This window comes from Pseudomonas sp. PB101, assembly GCF_009764265.1.
Lineage (GTDB): Bacteria > Pseudomonadota > Gammaproteobacteria > Pseudomonadales > Pseudomonadaceae > Aquipseudomonas.
Window position 1 is genome coordinate 39,734 of the sequence record NZ_RWIR01000011.1, and the last position, 14,398, is coordinate 54,131.

At 62.1% G+C, this 14,398-nt stretch carries 13 protein-coding genes; 10 read left to right on the plus strand and 3 right to left on the minus strand.

Going from position 1 to position 14,398, the window contains the following annotated elements; genetic code table 11:
• The first annotated feature begins 144 nt into the window (after window positions 1-144).
• The 9 genes from EI969_RS03230 to EI969_RS03270 all read left to right on the plus strand — a co-directional run bounded on the left by EI969_RS03230 (window position 145) and on the right by EI969_RS03270 (window position 8,153).
• The gene (locus EI969_RS03230) at window positions 145-1,245 is read left to right on the plus strand and encodes an acyl-CoA dehydrogenase family protein (RefSeq protein WP_178120533.1); all 1,101 of its coding nucleotides are present in this window, start codon (window positions 145-147) and stop codon (window positions 1,243-1,245) included.
• Window positions 1,246-1,272: 27 nt separating this feature from the next.
• Window positions 1,273-2,457, plus strand: coding sequence for a lipid-transfer protein (locus tag EI969_RS03235; protein WP_160385902.1), 1,185 nt, complete (start codon window positions 1,273-1,275; stop codon window positions 2,455-2,457).
• Window positions 2,458-2,486: 29 nt separating this feature from the next.
• On the plus strand, window positions 2,487-2,927 hold the full coding sequence (locus EI969_RS03240) for a MaoC family dehydratase N-terminal domain-containing protein (protein ID WP_150718269.1): 441 nt from the start codon (window positions 2,487-2,489) through the stop codon (window positions 2,925-2,927).
• A 14-nt stretch (window positions 2,928-2,941) separates the two neighbouring features.
• Window positions 2,942-3,358, plus strand: a complete 417-nt coding sequence (locus EI969_RS03245) for a MaoC family dehydratase (RefSeq protein WP_160385903.1) — start codon at window positions 2,942-2,944, stop codon at window positions 3,356-3,358.
• Window positions 3,359-3,388: 30 nt separating this feature from the next.
• Window positions 3,389-4,213: an SDR family NAD(P)-dependent oxidoreductase gene (locus tag EI969_RS03250; protein ID WP_160385904.1), complete on the plus strand. Its 825-nt coding sequence runs from the start codon at window positions 3,389-3,391 to the stop codon at window positions 4,211-4,213.
• Window positions 4,214-4,305: 92 nt separating this feature from the next.
• Window positions 4,306-4,950 (plus strand): TetR/AcrR family transcriptional regulator, encoded by a 645-nt coding sequence (locus EI969_RS03255; protein WP_160385905.1) that lies wholly within the window; start codon window positions 4,306-4,308, stop codon window positions 4,948-4,950.
• The gene (locus tag EI969_RS03260; RefSeq protein WP_160385906.1) at window positions 4,947-5,579 is read left to right on the plus strand and encodes an SDR family NAD(P)-dependent oxidoreductase; all 633 of its coding nucleotides are present in this window, start codon (window positions 4,947-4,949) and stop codon (window positions 5,577-5,579) included. Before EI969_RS03255 ends, EI969_RS03260 begins: the two co-directional genes overlap by 4 nt.
• An 84-nt stretch (window positions 5,580-5,663) precedes the next feature.
• Window positions 5,664-7,244 carry an arylsulfatase gene (locus EI969_RS03265; protein WP_160385907.1) on the plus strand — a complete coding sequence of 527 codons (1,581 nt, stop codon included), beginning with the start codon at window positions 5,664-5,666 and terminating at the stop codon, window positions 7,242-7,244.
• A gap of 120 nt (window positions 7,245-7,364) precedes the next feature.
• Window positions 7,365-8,153 (plus strand): glycosyltransferase family 2 protein, encoded by a 789-nt coding sequence (locus EI969_RS03270; RefSeq protein ID WP_160385908.1) that lies wholly within the window; start codon window positions 7,365-7,367, stop codon window positions 8,151-8,153.
• Between the two features lie 65 nt (window positions 8,154-8,218).
• Here the strand turns inward: EI969_RS03270 and EI969_RS03275 are convergent, their stop codons facing one another.
• The 3 genes from EI969_RS03275 to mqo form a co-directional block, all read right to left on the minus strand.
• The gene (locus tag EI969_RS03275) at window positions 8,219-8,851 is read right to left on the minus strand and encodes a c-type cytochrome (RefSeq protein WP_160385909.1); all 633 of its coding nucleotides are present in this window, start codon (window positions 8,849-8,851) and stop codon (window positions 8,219-8,221) included.
• Between the two features lie 10 nt (window positions 8,852-8,861).
• Window positions 8,862-10,103 carry a molybdopterin-dependent oxidoreductase gene (locus EI969_RS03280; RefSeq protein WP_160385910.1) on the minus strand — a complete coding sequence of 414 codons (1,242 nt, stop codon included), beginning with the start codon at window positions 10,101-10,103 and terminating at the stop codon, window positions 8,862-8,864.
• Window positions 10,104-10,550: 447 nt separating this feature from the next.
• The gene (mqo, locus tag EI969_RS03285; RefSeq protein ID WP_160385911.1) at window positions 10,551-12,197 is read right to left on the minus strand and encodes a malate dehydrogenase (quinone); all 1,647 of its coding nucleotides are present in this window, start codon (window positions 12,195-12,197) and stop codon (window positions 10,551-10,553) included.
• Window positions 12,198-12,584: 387 nt separating this feature from the next.
• Between mqo and ilvD the strand changes: the two genes are divergently transcribed.
• On the plus strand, window positions 12,585-14,267 hold the full coding sequence (gene ilvD, locus EI969_RS03290; RefSeq protein WP_160385912.1) for a dihydroxy-acid dehydratase: 1,683 nt from the start codon (window positions 12,585-12,587) through the stop codon (window positions 14,265-14,267).
• Window positions 14,268-14,398 lie beyond the last annotated feature (131 nt).

Here is a 14,398-nt window from a genome sequence, read left to right on the forward strand (position 1 = left end):
GCCACCCACCTCGGGTGGCGTTCGCTCGCTGCCCCCCACCTATCGTAACCCTCAAATCACAGGCGCTTGGCCCAATGCCGGCCCGCTATCTTTGAGGAGTCTTGCGTGCACATCGCCCGAACCGTTTTCCGCGACGACCATGAGATGTTCCGCACCACCGTGCGACGTTTTTTCGAGCGTGAATGCCTGCCGCGCCAGGCCGCCTGGGACAAGGCCGGCCAGGTCGACCGCGAAACCTGGCTCAAGGCCGGTCGCGAAGGTTTGCTCGGCATCACCCTGCCCACCGAATACGGCGGTGGCGGCGGCGATTTCGGCCATTGCGCGGTGTTCAACGAAGAGTTCGCCCGGGCCGGTGTGAGCGGCGCCTACTTCGGCATGCACTCCGACGTCATTGCCCCGTACATCAACCGCTGCGGCAACGAAGAACAGAAACAGAAGTGGCTGCCGGGTATCTGTTCCGGTGAAATCATCCTCGCCATCGCCATGACCGAACCCGGCACCGGTAGCGACCTGAAAGCCGTGCGCACTACCGCCGTGCGCGACGGTGACGAGTACGTGATCAATGGCAGCAAGACCTTCATCAGCAACGGCCTGACCGCCGACCTGGTGATCGTCGTGTGCAAGACCGACCCGGCGGCCGGCGCCAAGGGCATCAGCCTGATTGCCGTGGAAACCAGTCGCCCCGGTTTCAAGCATGGCCGCAAGCTGGAAAAGGTCGGCCAGCACGCCCAGGACACCGCCGAGCTGTTCTTCGACAACGTCCGCGTGCCGGTGGGCAATCGCCTGGGCGAGGAAGGCCTGGGCTTCACCTACCTGATGGGCGAGCTGCCGCAAGAGCGTTTTTCCATCGCAGTCTCCGCCGCCGCCAAGCTGGAGCGCCTGCTGGAGCAAACCATCGAGTACGTGAAGGACCGCAAGGCCTTCAACCAGACCGTGTGGGACTTCCAGAACAGCAAATTCAAGCTCGCCGACATCAAGGCCCAGGCCACCGCGCTGCGGGTGATGGTCGACTACTACCTGGGCGAACACATGCGCCGACGGCTGACCCTCGAAGAAGCCGCCATCGCCAAGCTCCACACCACCGAAACCCTGTGGAAATGCATCGACGACATGGTCCAGCTGCACGGCGGCTACGGCTACATGATGGAGTACCCGATCGCCCGCGCGTTCGTCGACATGCGCGTCAACCGCATCTACGGCGGCACCAGTGAAGTCATGCGCGAAATGATCGCGCGCAAGCTCTGAACCTCTCAAACAACAAGGAAAACAACGATGAGCAATAAAGTGTTCGTTGCTGGCGTCGGCATGATCCAGTTCAAGAAACCGGGGACCAACGAGCCCTACGACATCATGGGCGAACAGGCGATTCGCCTGGCCCTGGCCGATTGCGGCCTGGACTTCAGTGACATCCAGCAGGCTTACGCCGGTTACGTCTACGGCGACTCCACCTGCGGCCAGAAAGCCCTGTACCGCGTCGGCATGACCGGCATCCCGCTGGTCAACGTCAACAACAACTGCGCCACCGGCTCCAGCGCACTGTTCCTGGCCCGTCAGGCCGTGGCCAGCGGCGCGGTGGACTGCGCCCTGGCATTCGGCTTCGAACAAATGAACCCGGGTGCGCTGAAATCCGCCTGGACCGACCGCGCCCCGGCCACCGAACGCGCCCTCAAGCTGACCAACGAACTGGTCGGCATGCCCGACCTGCCGACCGCCATCCGCCAGTTCGCCGGTGCCGGTTACGCACACATGCAGAAGTACGGCACCCGGCTGGAAACTTTCGCCAAGATCCGCGCCAAGGCCAGCCGCCACGCCGCCAACAACCCGCTGGCCGTGTTCCGCAACGTGGTCAGCAGCGAAGAAGTCCTGGCCGCGCCGATGCTCTGGGAAGGCGTGTTGACGCGCCTGATGGCCTGCCCGCCAACCTGTGGCGCCGCCGCCAGCATCGTGGTCTCCGAAGCGTTCGCGAAAAAGCATGGCCTGCGCACCGACGTGCTGATGGCCGGCCAGGCCCTGACCACCGACCTGCCGAGCACCTACGACGCCAAGGACATGATCCGCGTGGTCGGTTTCGACATGACGCGCATGGCCGCCGACATCGCCTACAACCAGGCCGGCATCGGGCCGAAAGACATCGACGTGATCGAGTTGCACGACTGCTTTGCGCAGAACGAACTGCTGACCTACGAAGGCCTCGGCCTGTGCGCCGAAGGCGGCGCCGAGCAACTGGTCAACGACGGCGACAACACCTACGGCGGCCAATGGGTGACCAACCCGTCCGGCGGCCTGCTCTCCAAGGGCCATCCGCTGGGCGCCACCGGCCTGGCCCAGTGCTACGAGCTGACCCACCAGCTACGCGGCACCGCCGAGCAACGCCAGGTGCAGAACGCGCGCATCGCCGTGCAACACAACCTCGGCCTGGGCGGCGCCTGCGTCGTCACCGTGTACCAGAAAAACTGAAGCGGCCAGCACACCCGGGAGTCATTCAGATGATCGACAAAAAACACATCGGCAAGCAGTTGCCCACCTTCCTCGTCACCGCCGAAGCCGGGCAACTGCGCTTCTTCGCCAAGGCCACCGGGGAAACCAACCCGGTCTACTTCGACGAGCAGGCCGCTCGCGACGCCGGGCATCCAGCCCTGCCGCTGCCACCGACCTTCCTGTTCTCGCTGGAATTCCAGATCCCGTCCAACGCCTGGCGCGATGAACTGGGCATCGTCACCGCGCGCATCCTGCACGGCGAAGAGTCGTTCCGTTATCACCGCATGGCCTATGCCGGCGACACCCTGCGCTTCGACGTACGCATCGCCGACATCTACGACAAAAAAGCCGGTGCCCTGGAATTCGTGGTGCGCGAAACCCGAGTCACCAACCAGCACGGTGAGCACGTCGCGGACCTGCGCAGCGTGCTCGTGCAGCGCAACAGCTGAAGCGGAGAACAACCATGAACGCGATAAGCCTGGAAAAAATCAACGTCGGCGACACCCTGCCGGCGCTGGAACTGCCGCCGATCAACCGCACCACGCTGGGACTGTTTGCCGGCGCGTCAGGGGATCACAACGCCATTCACATCGACACCGATTACGCACGCAAGGCCGGCATGCCCGATGTGTTCGCCCACGGCATGTTGTCGATGGCCTACCTCGGTCGCCTGCTGACCCAGTGGGTCGATCAGCGCCAGTTGCGCGAATTCGGCGTGCGCTTTCTCGGCATCACCCACCTGGGTCACCGCATCACCTGCACCGGCACCGTGGTCGAGCGCTTCGAAGCCTGCGGCGAGCAGCGGATCAAGGTCGAAGTACGCACCACCAATCAATACGGCGAGACCAAGATCGTTGGCGACGCCGTGATCGCCCTGTAAACAAACCCAAGAATTGAGGAGCAACACCCCATGGCAAAACTCGAAGGCAAAGTCGCACTGGTCACCGGTTCCGGTCGTGGCATCGGCCAGCAGATCGCCCTGAAACTGGCGAGCGAAGGCGCGCGCATCGTGATCAACGACCTGGACGCCGATCCGGCCCACGAGACCGCAGAACTGATCCGCAAGATGGGTGGCGAAGCCGCCGTATGCCACGGCAACGTCAGCGCACCGGACTTCGGTGACCGCTACGTCAAGACCGCGATGGACAACTTCGGCGGCATCGACATCATCGTCAACAACGCCGGCTACACCTGGGACGACGTGATCCAGAAGATGAGCGACGAGCAGTGGTACGCCATTCTCGACTGCCACATGACCGCGCCATTCCGCATCCTGCGTGCGGCCTACCCGATCATCAAGGCCCAGGCCCTGGCGGACGCTGCAGCCGAACGCGAAGTGTTCCGCAAGGTGGTCAACATCTCTTCGGTCTCGGCCCTCAACGGCAATGCCGGGCAGATGAACTATTCCTCGGCCAAGGCCGGTGTGATCGGCATGACCCGCGCGCTGGCCCGCGAATGGGGCCGCTTCAAGGTCAACGTCAACGCCGTGGCCTTCGGTTTCATCGAAACCCGCATGACCAAGGCCGACGCCCACGCCGGCGCCACCGTGAACATCGAAGGCCGTGACATCCGCGTCGGCATCAGCCCGGAAGCGGCCAAGTCGTTCGCCCAGCGCAACCCGCTGGGCCGCCCGGGCACCGTGCAGGAAGCGGCCGACGCCGTGTACCTGTTCTGTTCGCCGGAGTCGAACTACATCACGGCGCAGACCATCGCGGTGGCCGGCAATCTGCAATAACCAAACGGCCTGCGGCCAGGGAGCTCTCTCCTACAGAGATCTCCCTGGCCACGATAGCTGTGTTTGCATTTTGATGACCGCAGGATCACACCATGAACACCACCGAAACCAACATCCGCCAGGCTGCCGTCAAACTGATCTCGCGTAATGGCTACGGCTCGATGAGCCTCCGGCAACTGGCGGCTGAATCCGGGATCAATTGCTCGACGCTGTACCTCTATTACCAGGGTAAAGGCGAGTTGCTGCTGGAGCTGATCCTCGAATACTTCGAGGCATTGTCCCGGGAGTGGGCTCGATGCCGCCCTGCCGTAGCGCGCGCCGATAGCAGACTCCGCGCTTTTGTCGCCTGCCATGTGCGTTATCACCTGGAACATCAGGACCAGGCCGTACTCGGCAACCTGGAATACCGGAGCCTCGACGAAGAGTCCCTGGCCCTGGTGCGTCAGGCCCGCCGGGTGTACCTCAAAGACTTGCAAGCCCTGCTCGAACAAGGCATTCGGGAAGGTTCGCTGAGCTGCGCCGAACCGAAATTGATGGCGCGCACGCTGTTCAACATGCTCACCCACGCCTGTGTCTGGTATCAGGCCGATGGCCGCTGGAGCGTCGACGACGTCATCCGCCATTACTCGGAACTGGTGCTGAAAATGCTCGGTGCCGTGCCCATTGCATCACCCCGTCCAGCCGTGCGCCGCGCGGCCATTACCCGCCGCGCCGCGCCGCTGGAGGCCGTGTCATGAGCGACCTCATGCAACCCTTTTCCATGGCCGGTAAAACCGTGCTGGTGGCCGATGCCACCACGCAACTCGGTGCCCATTTCGCCCGGCTGATCAGCCTCGCGGGCGCCCGGGTGGCCCTCGGTGCGCCATGCCCTGCGCAGCTTGAGCAGTTGCAAGCCGACCTGCGCTGGGATGGCGGTGAAGTGCTGATCGTCAGCCTCGACAGCACCCGCCGAGCCAGCATCGAGGCGGCGCTTGGTGCCGTCGAGTTGCGCTTCGGCAGCGTCGATGTGCTGATCAACAACAGCGCCGAACGCGAACATCCGGCGCGCAACAACCACCTGGTCCATTGCACCAGCCGGCACATGATCAAGGCCGAGCGCGGCGGCAGCATCGTCAACATCGAGCCGCCACCGCGCCCGATCAGCCAGCTCAACCCGTGCCTGCGGCCCAACAGCAGCCTGATCCGCATGAGCCGGGCCATGGCCCAGTCGCTGACGCCGCACCGGATCCGGGTCAATGTGATTGCCGCCGGACGCGGCAAGAACGCCGGGCTGCAGGAGCTCAACGGCCCCCTGCTGTTGCTGGCCAGCGGCGCCGGTGCCAGCGTCACCGGCGCGGTATTGCACATCGACAATCACGCCACCTGATACGGGTGGCGCTTGGTGTCCGACGACCCGTGAACATCGGGGCCGGTCGCCCTGCGCGACGCCCGTCAACAAGGAGCCAGTCAGATGACTCGCATAAAAAAGTGGCTGCCGAAACTCGCCATGGTGGCGACAACGGTCATGGCAATGGCGGCCAATGCCGCCGACAAACCCAACATCCTGGTGATCTTCGGCGATGACATCGGCCAGACCAACATCAGCGCCTATTCCATGGGCGTGGTCGGCTACAAGACCCCGAACATCGACCGCATCGCCCACGAAGGCATGCTGTTCACCGACTATTACGCGGAGAACAGCTGCACCGCCGGGCGCTCGTCGTTCATCACCGGCCAGTCACCGCTGCGCACCGGCCTGACCAAAGTCGGCGTGCCGGGTGCCCCCATCGGCATTCAGAAGCGCGACATCACCCTCGCCCAGGCCCTCAAGTCCCAGGGCTACGCCACCGGCCAGTTCGGCAAGAACCACCTCGGTGATCGCGACGAATACCTGCCGACCAACCACGGTTTCGACGAGTTCTTCGGCAACCTGTATCACCTCAACGCCGAAGAAGAACCCGAGCGCCCGTACTGGCCCAAGGATGACCCGGACTTCGTCAAATCCCGCACCCCACGGGGTGTGATCCACAGCTACGCCGACGGCAAGATCGAAGACACCGGCGCGCTGACCACCAAGCGCATGGAAACCATCGACGACGAAACCACGGCGGCCGCGCAAGCATTCATCGAGAAACAGGCCAAGTCGGACAAGCCTTTCTTCGTCTGGATGAACACCACGCGCATGCACGTGTTCACCCACGTGCGCGAATCGATGAAGGGCCAGAGCGGCATGCCCGGCAACGAGTACGCCGACGGCATGCTCGAACACGACGGCGACGTCGGCAAACTGCTGCAGACCCTCGATGACCTGAACATCACCGACAACACCATCGTCGTCTACACAACCGACAACGGCCCTAACCAGTTCTCCTGGCCGGACGCGGCGACCACGCCGTTTCGTAACGAGAAGAACTCCAACTGGGAAGGCGCCTACCGGGTCCCGGCAATCGTGCGTTGGCCCGGCAGGATCAAGGCCGGCGAAGTGTCCAACGAGATGTTCTCGGGCATGGACTGGTTCCCTACCCTGCTCGCCGCGGCGGGTGATACCGAGGTGAAGGACAAACTGCTCAAGGGCTGGGCACCGACTTCCGGCGGCACCAGCTTCAAGGTGCACCTGGACGGCTACAACCAGCTGCCCTACCTGACCGGGCAAAAGCCCAAGGGCGAGCGCCGCGAGTTCTATTACTTCAACGACGATGGCGTGCTGGTATCGATGCGCTACGACAACTGGAAAGTGGTGTTCGCCGAACAGCGCGAGCCCGGCGGTTTTGCGGTGTGGAGCAGCCCGTTCGTGCCGCTGCGCGTGCCCAAGTTGTTCAACCTGCGCATGGACCCCTATGAGCGGGCAGACCTGGTCTCGGATCAGTACAACGACTGGCTGGTAAAGAACTCCTACCTGCTCGCCGCCGGCGTGGCCAAGGCCGCGCGCTTCCTGCAGACCTTCATCGAATACCCGCCGAGCCAGAAACCCGCGAGCTTCAGCATCGACCAGATTCGCGCGGCGGTAGACGCGAAAATCGAAGAGAAGCTGAAGAGCCAGGTCAAACCGTAAGCGCCTCTCTACGCCGATACGGCCTGAATGCCAACGGCCAACCCGCCCAGGTGAAATTAAGCTTGGGCTAAGGTTGCCTGTTTAATCTTCGACACTTTCGGTTAGTCGAGCATTTCGAAGATGGCAAAACCTCCGTTCAGCATCGTTCTGGTGAATTACAAAACCCTCGACTTGACCAGGATCTGCCTGGACCTGTTACGCGAGCCTGCACGAAAAGCCGGAATCCCGGTCTGGGTGGTCGATAACGATTCGGCGGACGCCAGCGTCGAGTACTTGCGCTCACTCGACTGGATCAACCTGATCGAACGCACGGCCCCCGGCAAAGAGCCGGGACATATCGCCCACGGCAAGGCGCTGGACATGGCGCTGGCCAGGGTCAATACCGACTACCTGTTCCTGATGCACACCGACACCTTCGTCTTCGATGCCGACGTCTTTGCGATGATGATGGAGCACTGCGCCAAAGATCGAAACGTCATCGCGGTCGGCTGCACCGAGCAACTCAACCGGGGGTTGCCAAGGACGGTCTGGCGCTTCACCTCCCGCTTCGCCAAGCACCATTTCCGCCGCCTGAAACTGTCCCTGGGCCTGCGCTCAAAAGAACCCAAGCCCTATACCGAGACTTACCTGAAAAGCTTCTGCACCCTGTGGAACTGCAGGCTGATGAAACAACAGGGCCTGCATTTCCAGATCGACGATCGGGTGCCTGGGTATGAACTGCAAGACCGGGTGATCGGCCTTGGCTATAAGGTCGTGTTTCTTTCGCCCGGCAAGATCTTCAAGTACCTGGATCACGTGCAGGCCGGCACCGTTGCTGCTGCCGGTGGCTATGGCCAGGGTCACCGGCGGACGAAAATGTACCAGGACATTCTCAAGCGCTTCGGTGCGGTGAACACCTCGATGTCGTGAACAAACCTCACACACAAAAAAGCCCACTGACCATTACCGGTCCAGTGGGCTTTTTTGCATCAGGTTCACTGGCTCATGATGAACGTCGCCAGGCTTTTCAGATCGTCCGGGCTCAACTGCGCAAACGGCGGCATGGGCACATCCCCCCACTTTCCGCTCCCGCCGTGCTGAATGCTGGACATAAGCCGGTCCATTGCCTGCGGGTCCTTGGCATATTTGGCCGCCACATCGCGGTAGGCCGGGCCTACCACTTTATGGTCAATCGCGTGACAGGACAGGCAGGCGTTGTTCTGCAGCAAGGCCTTCGCGTCGACTTTTGCCACAGCCACCGCCGGGGCGTTCGAGGCAGCCTGAACATCGGCATCATTGGCCTTCGCACTGCCGTAGGTCACCGCCAGGTAAGCGCCGATAACACTCACATCCTGGTCGCTGATCGGCGCACCGTACACGTGCTGCATCTTGCCCGCTTCAGCGGTCCACTGCGCCAGGCTCATGCCCGGAGGCTGGAAGTTGATGTAATCGGCTGAATGGCAGACGGAACACTTCTGCTGCGCCAACGCGTAGCCAGGCATCGTACTGGGCTTGAACGCCGCCGTTTCGGGCGGCAACGTGATCGAAAGCGGCGCTGCACTGGCCAGAGTGGCCAAACCAACCTGAGCTGCGCAGAGCAAGGCGGTCATGCTTTTCACAAGTTTCATACGGTCCTCCTCAGGCGACGGTCACGTGGGTGGTTTCGACGACGTGGCGGCGATAGCCGGCGGGGTTCCAGTCGGCCTGCAGCGGTTGTGTCTCGCCGGCACTGTTGCTGGCTCGCACCATCAACGGTGTGGCGCCCTTGCCGGTAAAGCTGATCGGCAGTGTCCACTCACGAAAGGAGAAACGGCCAAGGTCCTGCCCGAGCGTGGTTTCGCGCCAGGTTTTTCCGCCGTCGATCGACACCTCCACCTTGTTGACCCCAACGCCCCCGTCGAACGCAATGCCCTTGAGCACCAGGCTTTTGTTCAGCGGCAATACATCGCCGTGTTTGACGCTGGTGATGAAACTGCGTACCGGCAATTTCGAAATTGGCTGGGTTTTCGCCGCCGTAGTGCCGGGTGCGATGCAGAAGCAATCGTTATCCGGAACCCGGTAACCCTTGGCCATGAAAAAACCGTCGTAGGTCGTGTCGACGACTTCGATCTCGCTCAGGTGCTTGACCCAATAAGTGCCGAAATAGCCTGGCACCACCAGACGAATCGGGTAGCCGTTGAGAAATGGCAGGTCTGTGCCGTTCATGGACCAGGCGATCATCGGCTCGCCATCCATGGCATGGCTGATGTCCAGCGCCTTGATGAACTCCGGTGTGCTGGGCAACACCGGCTTATCCAGCCCACGGAAAGTCACTTGCGCGGCGCCGGCCTTCACCCCCGCCTTTTCCAATACCGCCTTGAGCGGTACCCCCACCCACCGCGCATTACCCATCGAGCCATTGCCCAGCTGGGCACCGAACACCCGGGGCATCGAGAAGCCACGGCTGTTGCCCGAGCACTGATTGACCGCCACCACTTCCACCGGTTCGGCGAGGGCCTTGAGTTCGGCCAGGGAAAGCGACAGCGGCGTGTCGACCGAGCCCTTGATCGTCAGGCGGTAGGTGTCAGGATCGATGCTGGTCGGAAAATTAGCCAGGTGATAACGCACGAAAAAGGCGTCATTGGGCGTGATCGGCCCTTCGTTGAAGACAGGGAATGGCGTCTCCAGATGCGGCGGCCGCGTGGTCACCAGGGTCAACGGGCGCTTTTGCGGGTATCGCACGAGCGGGCGCGGGCCAGCGGCAAAGGTCACTTCTTCAGCGTTGTCATCGGCTGCCCTGGCGAGACTTGCCAAAGGCGAGGCCGCCACGGCCAGCGTGAATGCATCGCGTAAAACCCGCCGGCGGCTCGGCTGGCTGCTGTCTAAAAAACTGAACTTCATTCTGCGCTCTCTATGATTGTTTTATTGAGATGCAACTGACAGTCCCTTTGTCAGGGTGAAGAGGCATCGGCCTTTTTGTGCCAGTGCGGGAGAGCCAACCAGTATCGACACGTGCAAGCGGGCTGCTTCACATTGGGCGTCAGGGACTTGGCAATTGATGACAGGGGGCTATGTTGCGTTCTTCTGTAGGAGCGAGCCTGCTCGCGAAGATCGTCAACGATAACGCGCAAATCCGGTAAAACGCGTTGCCCCGAAGTTTTTCGCGAGCAGGCTCGCTCCTACAGGGAATCCGGGGTATTTCGAGCGAGGTCACGGTCCCGTGTAGGAGCCGGCTTGCTGGCGATGGTCGTCAACGATAACGCGTGAGAACTGGATAAACGCGGCGAACCACAAAAAAACCCACTGACCGTCGCCGGTTCAGTGGGCTTTTTTTGATCTGGTCTCTAGTTACAGAGCCATATCACTCGCAGCACTAGCCTTCGGCGCTTTCGCATCGGTATCGACAGTCACCGGAGTCACAGCCGGCGCGATCACCGCAGGTGGCGGAGTCAGTTCCAGCACCTTGGCGGTGTAGGCCCACTCCTCGGCAACCTTCTCGGGACTGCCGTTCAGCTGGGTGCCGTAGCTCGGCACGATCTGGTGCAGTTTTGCCTGCCACTCAGGGCTCGCGACCTTGTCCTTGAAGACTTTCTGCAGCACGGTCAGCATGATCGGTGCGGCGGTCGAAGCGCCTGGGGAGGCGCCCAGCAGGCCGGCGATGCTGCCGTCTTGCGAAGCGACGATTTCGGTGCCCAGTTTCAGCACGCCACCGGCAGCTTCATCACGCTTGATGATCTGCACGCGCTGGCCGGCTTGCCACAGGCGCCAGTCTTCAGCCTTGGCGTTCGGGAAGTATTCCTTCAGGGCGTTGAGGCGGTCTTCATCCGACAGCATCAACTGGCCTGCCAGGTACTCGACCAGCGGGTATTCCTTGATGCCGACCTTGGTCATTGGCCACACGTTGTGCGTGGTGGTGGTGGTCAGCAGGTCCAGGTACGAACCTTCTTTCAGGAACTTGGTGCTGAAAGTCGCGAACGGGCCAAACAGGATCACGCGCTTGCCGTCCAGCACGCGGGTGTCCAGGTGCGGAACCGACATCGGCGGTGCGCCGACGGAGGCTTTGCCGTAGGCCTTGGCCAGGTGTTGCTCGGCGATGGTCGGGTTCTCGGTCACCAGGAACGAGCCGCCCACCGGGAAGCCTGCGTATTCCTTGGCTTCAGGAATGCCGGACTTCTGCAGCAGGTGCAGGGCACCGCCGCCGGCGCCGATGAACACGAACTTGGCGTCGGTTTCGGTCTTGCTGCCGTCTTTCAGGTTTTTGTAGCTGACGCGCCAGCTGCCGTCTTCGTTCCGGGTGATGTCCTGCACTTCGCTGGACAGCTTCAAGTCGAATTTCGGCGTGGTTTGCAGGTGCGCAACGAACTGACGGGTGATTTCGCCAAAGTTCACGTCGGTACCCAGCGGGCTCCAGGTGGCCGCGATTTTCTGGCTCGGGTCACGCCCTTCCATCATCAGCGGCACCCACTGCTTGATCACGGCCGGGTCTTCGGAGTACTGCATGCCGGCGAACAGCGGGCTCGCTTGCAGGGCTTCGTAGCGTTTTTTCAGGAACTTGATGTTGTCGTCGCCCCACACGAAGCTCATGTGCGGCGTGGAGTTGATGAACGAACGCGGGTTCTTCAGCACGCCTTGCTGAACCTGCCAGGCCCAGAACTGACGGGAGATCTGGAAGGCTTCGTTGATTTCAACGGCCTTGGGGATCGAGACATTGCCCTTGTCGTCTTCCGGGGTGTAGTTCAGCTCGGCCAGGGCGGAGTGACCGGTACCGGCGTTGTTCCAGCCGTTGGAGCTTTCCTGGGCGACGCCGTCGAGGCGCTCGATCATCTGCATCGAGGTAGCAGGCTCCAGCTCATTGAGCCAGACACCGAGGGTCGCGCTCATGATGCCGCCGCCAATCAGCAGTACATCGACTTTCTTGGCTTCTTCGGCCTGGGCCGTCGTCATCCCCAACGACAAGGCCAGCCCCAGCAGGGCTGTGTTCACTTTCTTAAACATCTGTAGCACCTATGATAAAACGCCATCCGCCCTTCCATCCTCGCGCACACAGCCCCGTGTTTCACGGCAGTCACGGGTGCGGCACTCAAGGATTGCAGGGTGGGCACACAAGGCCGACGAACCGCATCGACCCCAGTTTAATGTCCCTTCTGAACTGACTTCTTATCTTTATTGGCTTCAGCTACTTGAGCGACAGTAATTCCGTCGGCACGTCTCAAGGACATGCAAACTGAACAGGTCAAACCAAGTTGTCGCGAAGAATATCACGACAAGGCTTACCCGCGCGTCTGTTCGCGACTGTCTGGTCCGGTCAATGATGGATCTGTAGGAGCCGGCGGATCGGCGACTATACTCAGTGGTCTTCAGATGAGCCGGTGAGGACAAGTCATGAGCGACAAAGACGATCTGCGCAAGTACTCCTCTCAAGTGATCGACGGCGTGGAGGCCGCCCCCGCGCGCGCCATGCTGCGGGCCGTGGGCTTCACTGACGCCGACTTCCAGAAGCCGCAGGTCGGCATCGCCTCGACCTGGGCCATGGTCACGCCCTGCAACATGCACATCGACAAGCTGGCGCTCGAAGCCGAAAAAGGCGCGAATGCCGCAGGCGCCAAGGGCGTGATCTTCAACACCATCACCATTTCCGACGGCATCGCCAACGGCACCGAAGGCATGAAGTATTCGCTGGTGTCCCGCGAGGTGATCGCCGACTCCATCGAAGTGGTGGTCGGTTGCGAAGGCTTTGACGGCCTGGTGACCATCGGCGGCTGCGACAAGAACATGCCGGGCTGCCTGATCGGCATGGCACGACTGAATCGCCCGTCGATCTTTGTCTATGGCGGCACCATCCAGCCGGGGGCCGGGCATACCGACATCATTTCCGTGTTCGAGGCCGTGGGCCAGCACGCGCGCGGCGATATCAGCGAGATCCAGGTCAAGCAGATCGAGGAAGTGGCGATTCCCGGCCCCGGGTCCTGTGGCGGCATGTACACCGCCAACACCATGGCTTCGGCCATCGAGGCGCTGGGCATGAGCCTGCCCGGTTCCAGCTCCCAGGACGCCATTGGCGGCGACAAGGCCTCGGACAGCTTCCGCGCCGGCCAGCAGGTCATGGAGCTGCTCAAGCTCGACCTCAAGCCGCGCGACATCATGACCCGCAAAGCCTTCGAGAACGCCATCCGCGTGGTGATCGCCCTCGCCGGCTCGACCAACGCCGTGCTGCATCTGCTGGCCATGGCCAATGCGGTCGACGTTGAGCTGACCCTGGATGACTTCGTCGAGCTGGGCAAGATCTCCCCGGTGCTCGCCGACCTGCGCCCCAGCGGCAAATACATGATGAGCGAGCTCGTGGCCATCGGCGGCATTCAACCTTTGATGAAGCGCATGCTCGATGCCGGCATGCTGCACGGCGATGCGCTGACCGTCACCGGCCAGACCCTGGCGGAAAACCTGGCCCATGTGCCCGACTATCCGGCCGGGCAGGACGTGATCCGGCCGTTCGACCAGCCGATCAAGAAGGACTCGCACCTGGTCATCCTGCGCGGCAACCTATCGCCCACCGGCGCCGTGGCCAAGATCACCGGCAAGGAAGGCCTGCGCTTCGAAGGCACGGCCCGGGTCTATCACGGCGAGGAAGGTGCGCTGGCCGGCATTCTCAATGGCGAGGTGCAGCCCGGCGAGGTGATCGTGATCCGCTACGAAGGGCCCAAGGGTGGCCCGGGCATGCGCGAAATGCTCTCGCCGACGTCGGCGGTCATGGGCAAGGGGTTGGGCAAGGATGTGGCGCTGATCACCGACGGGCGGTTTTCCGGTGGTTCACATGGCTTCGTGGTGGGACATATCACGCCGGAAGCCTTTGAGGGCGGGCCGATTGCGTTGATCGAGAATGGCGACAAAATCACGATCGACGCCGAAACCCGGCAGATCAGCGTTGATGTCTCCGATGCCGTGCTGGCCGAGCGCAAGAGCCGCTGGGTACGGCTGGAGTCGAAATACAAGCGCGGGGTGCTGGCCAAGTATGCGAAGACGGTGTCCAGTGCCTCCGAAGGGGCGGTGACAGACAAATACCTCTAGTTCGCCAGTCTGGCGGTGGCTGAACCACCGCCATCGCGAGCAAGCTCGCTCCCACACTGAATCTCCATACGCCGAAGATCCCCTGTGGGAGCGAGCTTGCTCGCGATGGCGTCAGTTCAGGCAACCTCTAC

Bases quoted from the DNA above. Each gene is read 5' to 3' on its own strand.
- EI969_RS03265 (WP_160385907.1), top strand. From the start codon at position 5,664: ATGACTCGCATAAAAAAGTGGCTGCCGAAACTCGCCATGGTGGCGACA.
- EI969_RS03280 (WP_160385910.1), bottom strand. From the start codon at position 10,103: ATGAAGTTCAGTTTTTTAGACAGCAGCCAGCCGAGCCGCCGGCGGGTT.
- EI969_RS03270 (WP_160385908.1), top strand. From the start codon at position 7,365: ATGGCAAAACCTCCGTTCAGCATCGTTCTGGTGAATTACAAAACCCTC.
- EI969_RS03275 (WP_160385909.1), bottom strand. From the start codon at position 8,851: ATGAAACTTGTGAAAAGCATGACCGCCTTGCTCTGCGCAGCTCAGGTT.
- EI969_RS03255 (WP_160385905.1), top strand. From the start codon at position 4,306: ATGAACACCACCGAAACCAACATCCGCCAGGCTGCCGTCAAACTGATC.
- EI969_RS03240 (WP_150718269.1), top strand. From the start codon at position 2,487: ATGATCGACAAAAAACACATCGGCAAGCAGTTGCCCACCTTCCTCGTC.
- mqo (WP_160385911.1), bottom strand. From the start codon at position 12,197: ATGTTTAAGAAAGTGAACACAGCCCTGCTGGGGCTGGCCTTGTCGTTG.
- EI969_RS03235 (WP_160385902.1), top strand. From the start codon at position 1,273: ATGAGCAATAAAGTGTTCGTTGCTGGCGTCGGCATGATCCAGTTCAAG.
- ilvD (WP_160385912.1), top strand. From the start codon at position 12,585: ATGAGCGACAAAGACGATCTGCGCAAGTACTCCTCTCAAGTGATCGAC.
- EI969_RS03250 (WP_160385904.1), top strand. From the start codon at position 3,389: ATGGCAAAACTCGAAGGCAAAGTCGCACTGGTCACCGGTTCCGGTCGT.
- EI969_RS03230 (WP_178120533.1), top strand. From the start codon at position 145: ATGTTCCGCACCACCGTGCGACGTTTTTTCGAGCGTGAATGCCTGCCG.
- EI969_RS03260 (WP_160385906.1), top strand. From the start codon at position 4,947: ATGAGCGACCTCATGCAACCCTTTTCCATGGCCGGTAAAACCGTGCTG.
- EI969_RS03245 (WP_160385903.1), top strand. From the start codon at position 2,942: ATGAACGCGATAAGCCTGGAAAAAATCAACGTCGGCGACACCCTGCCG.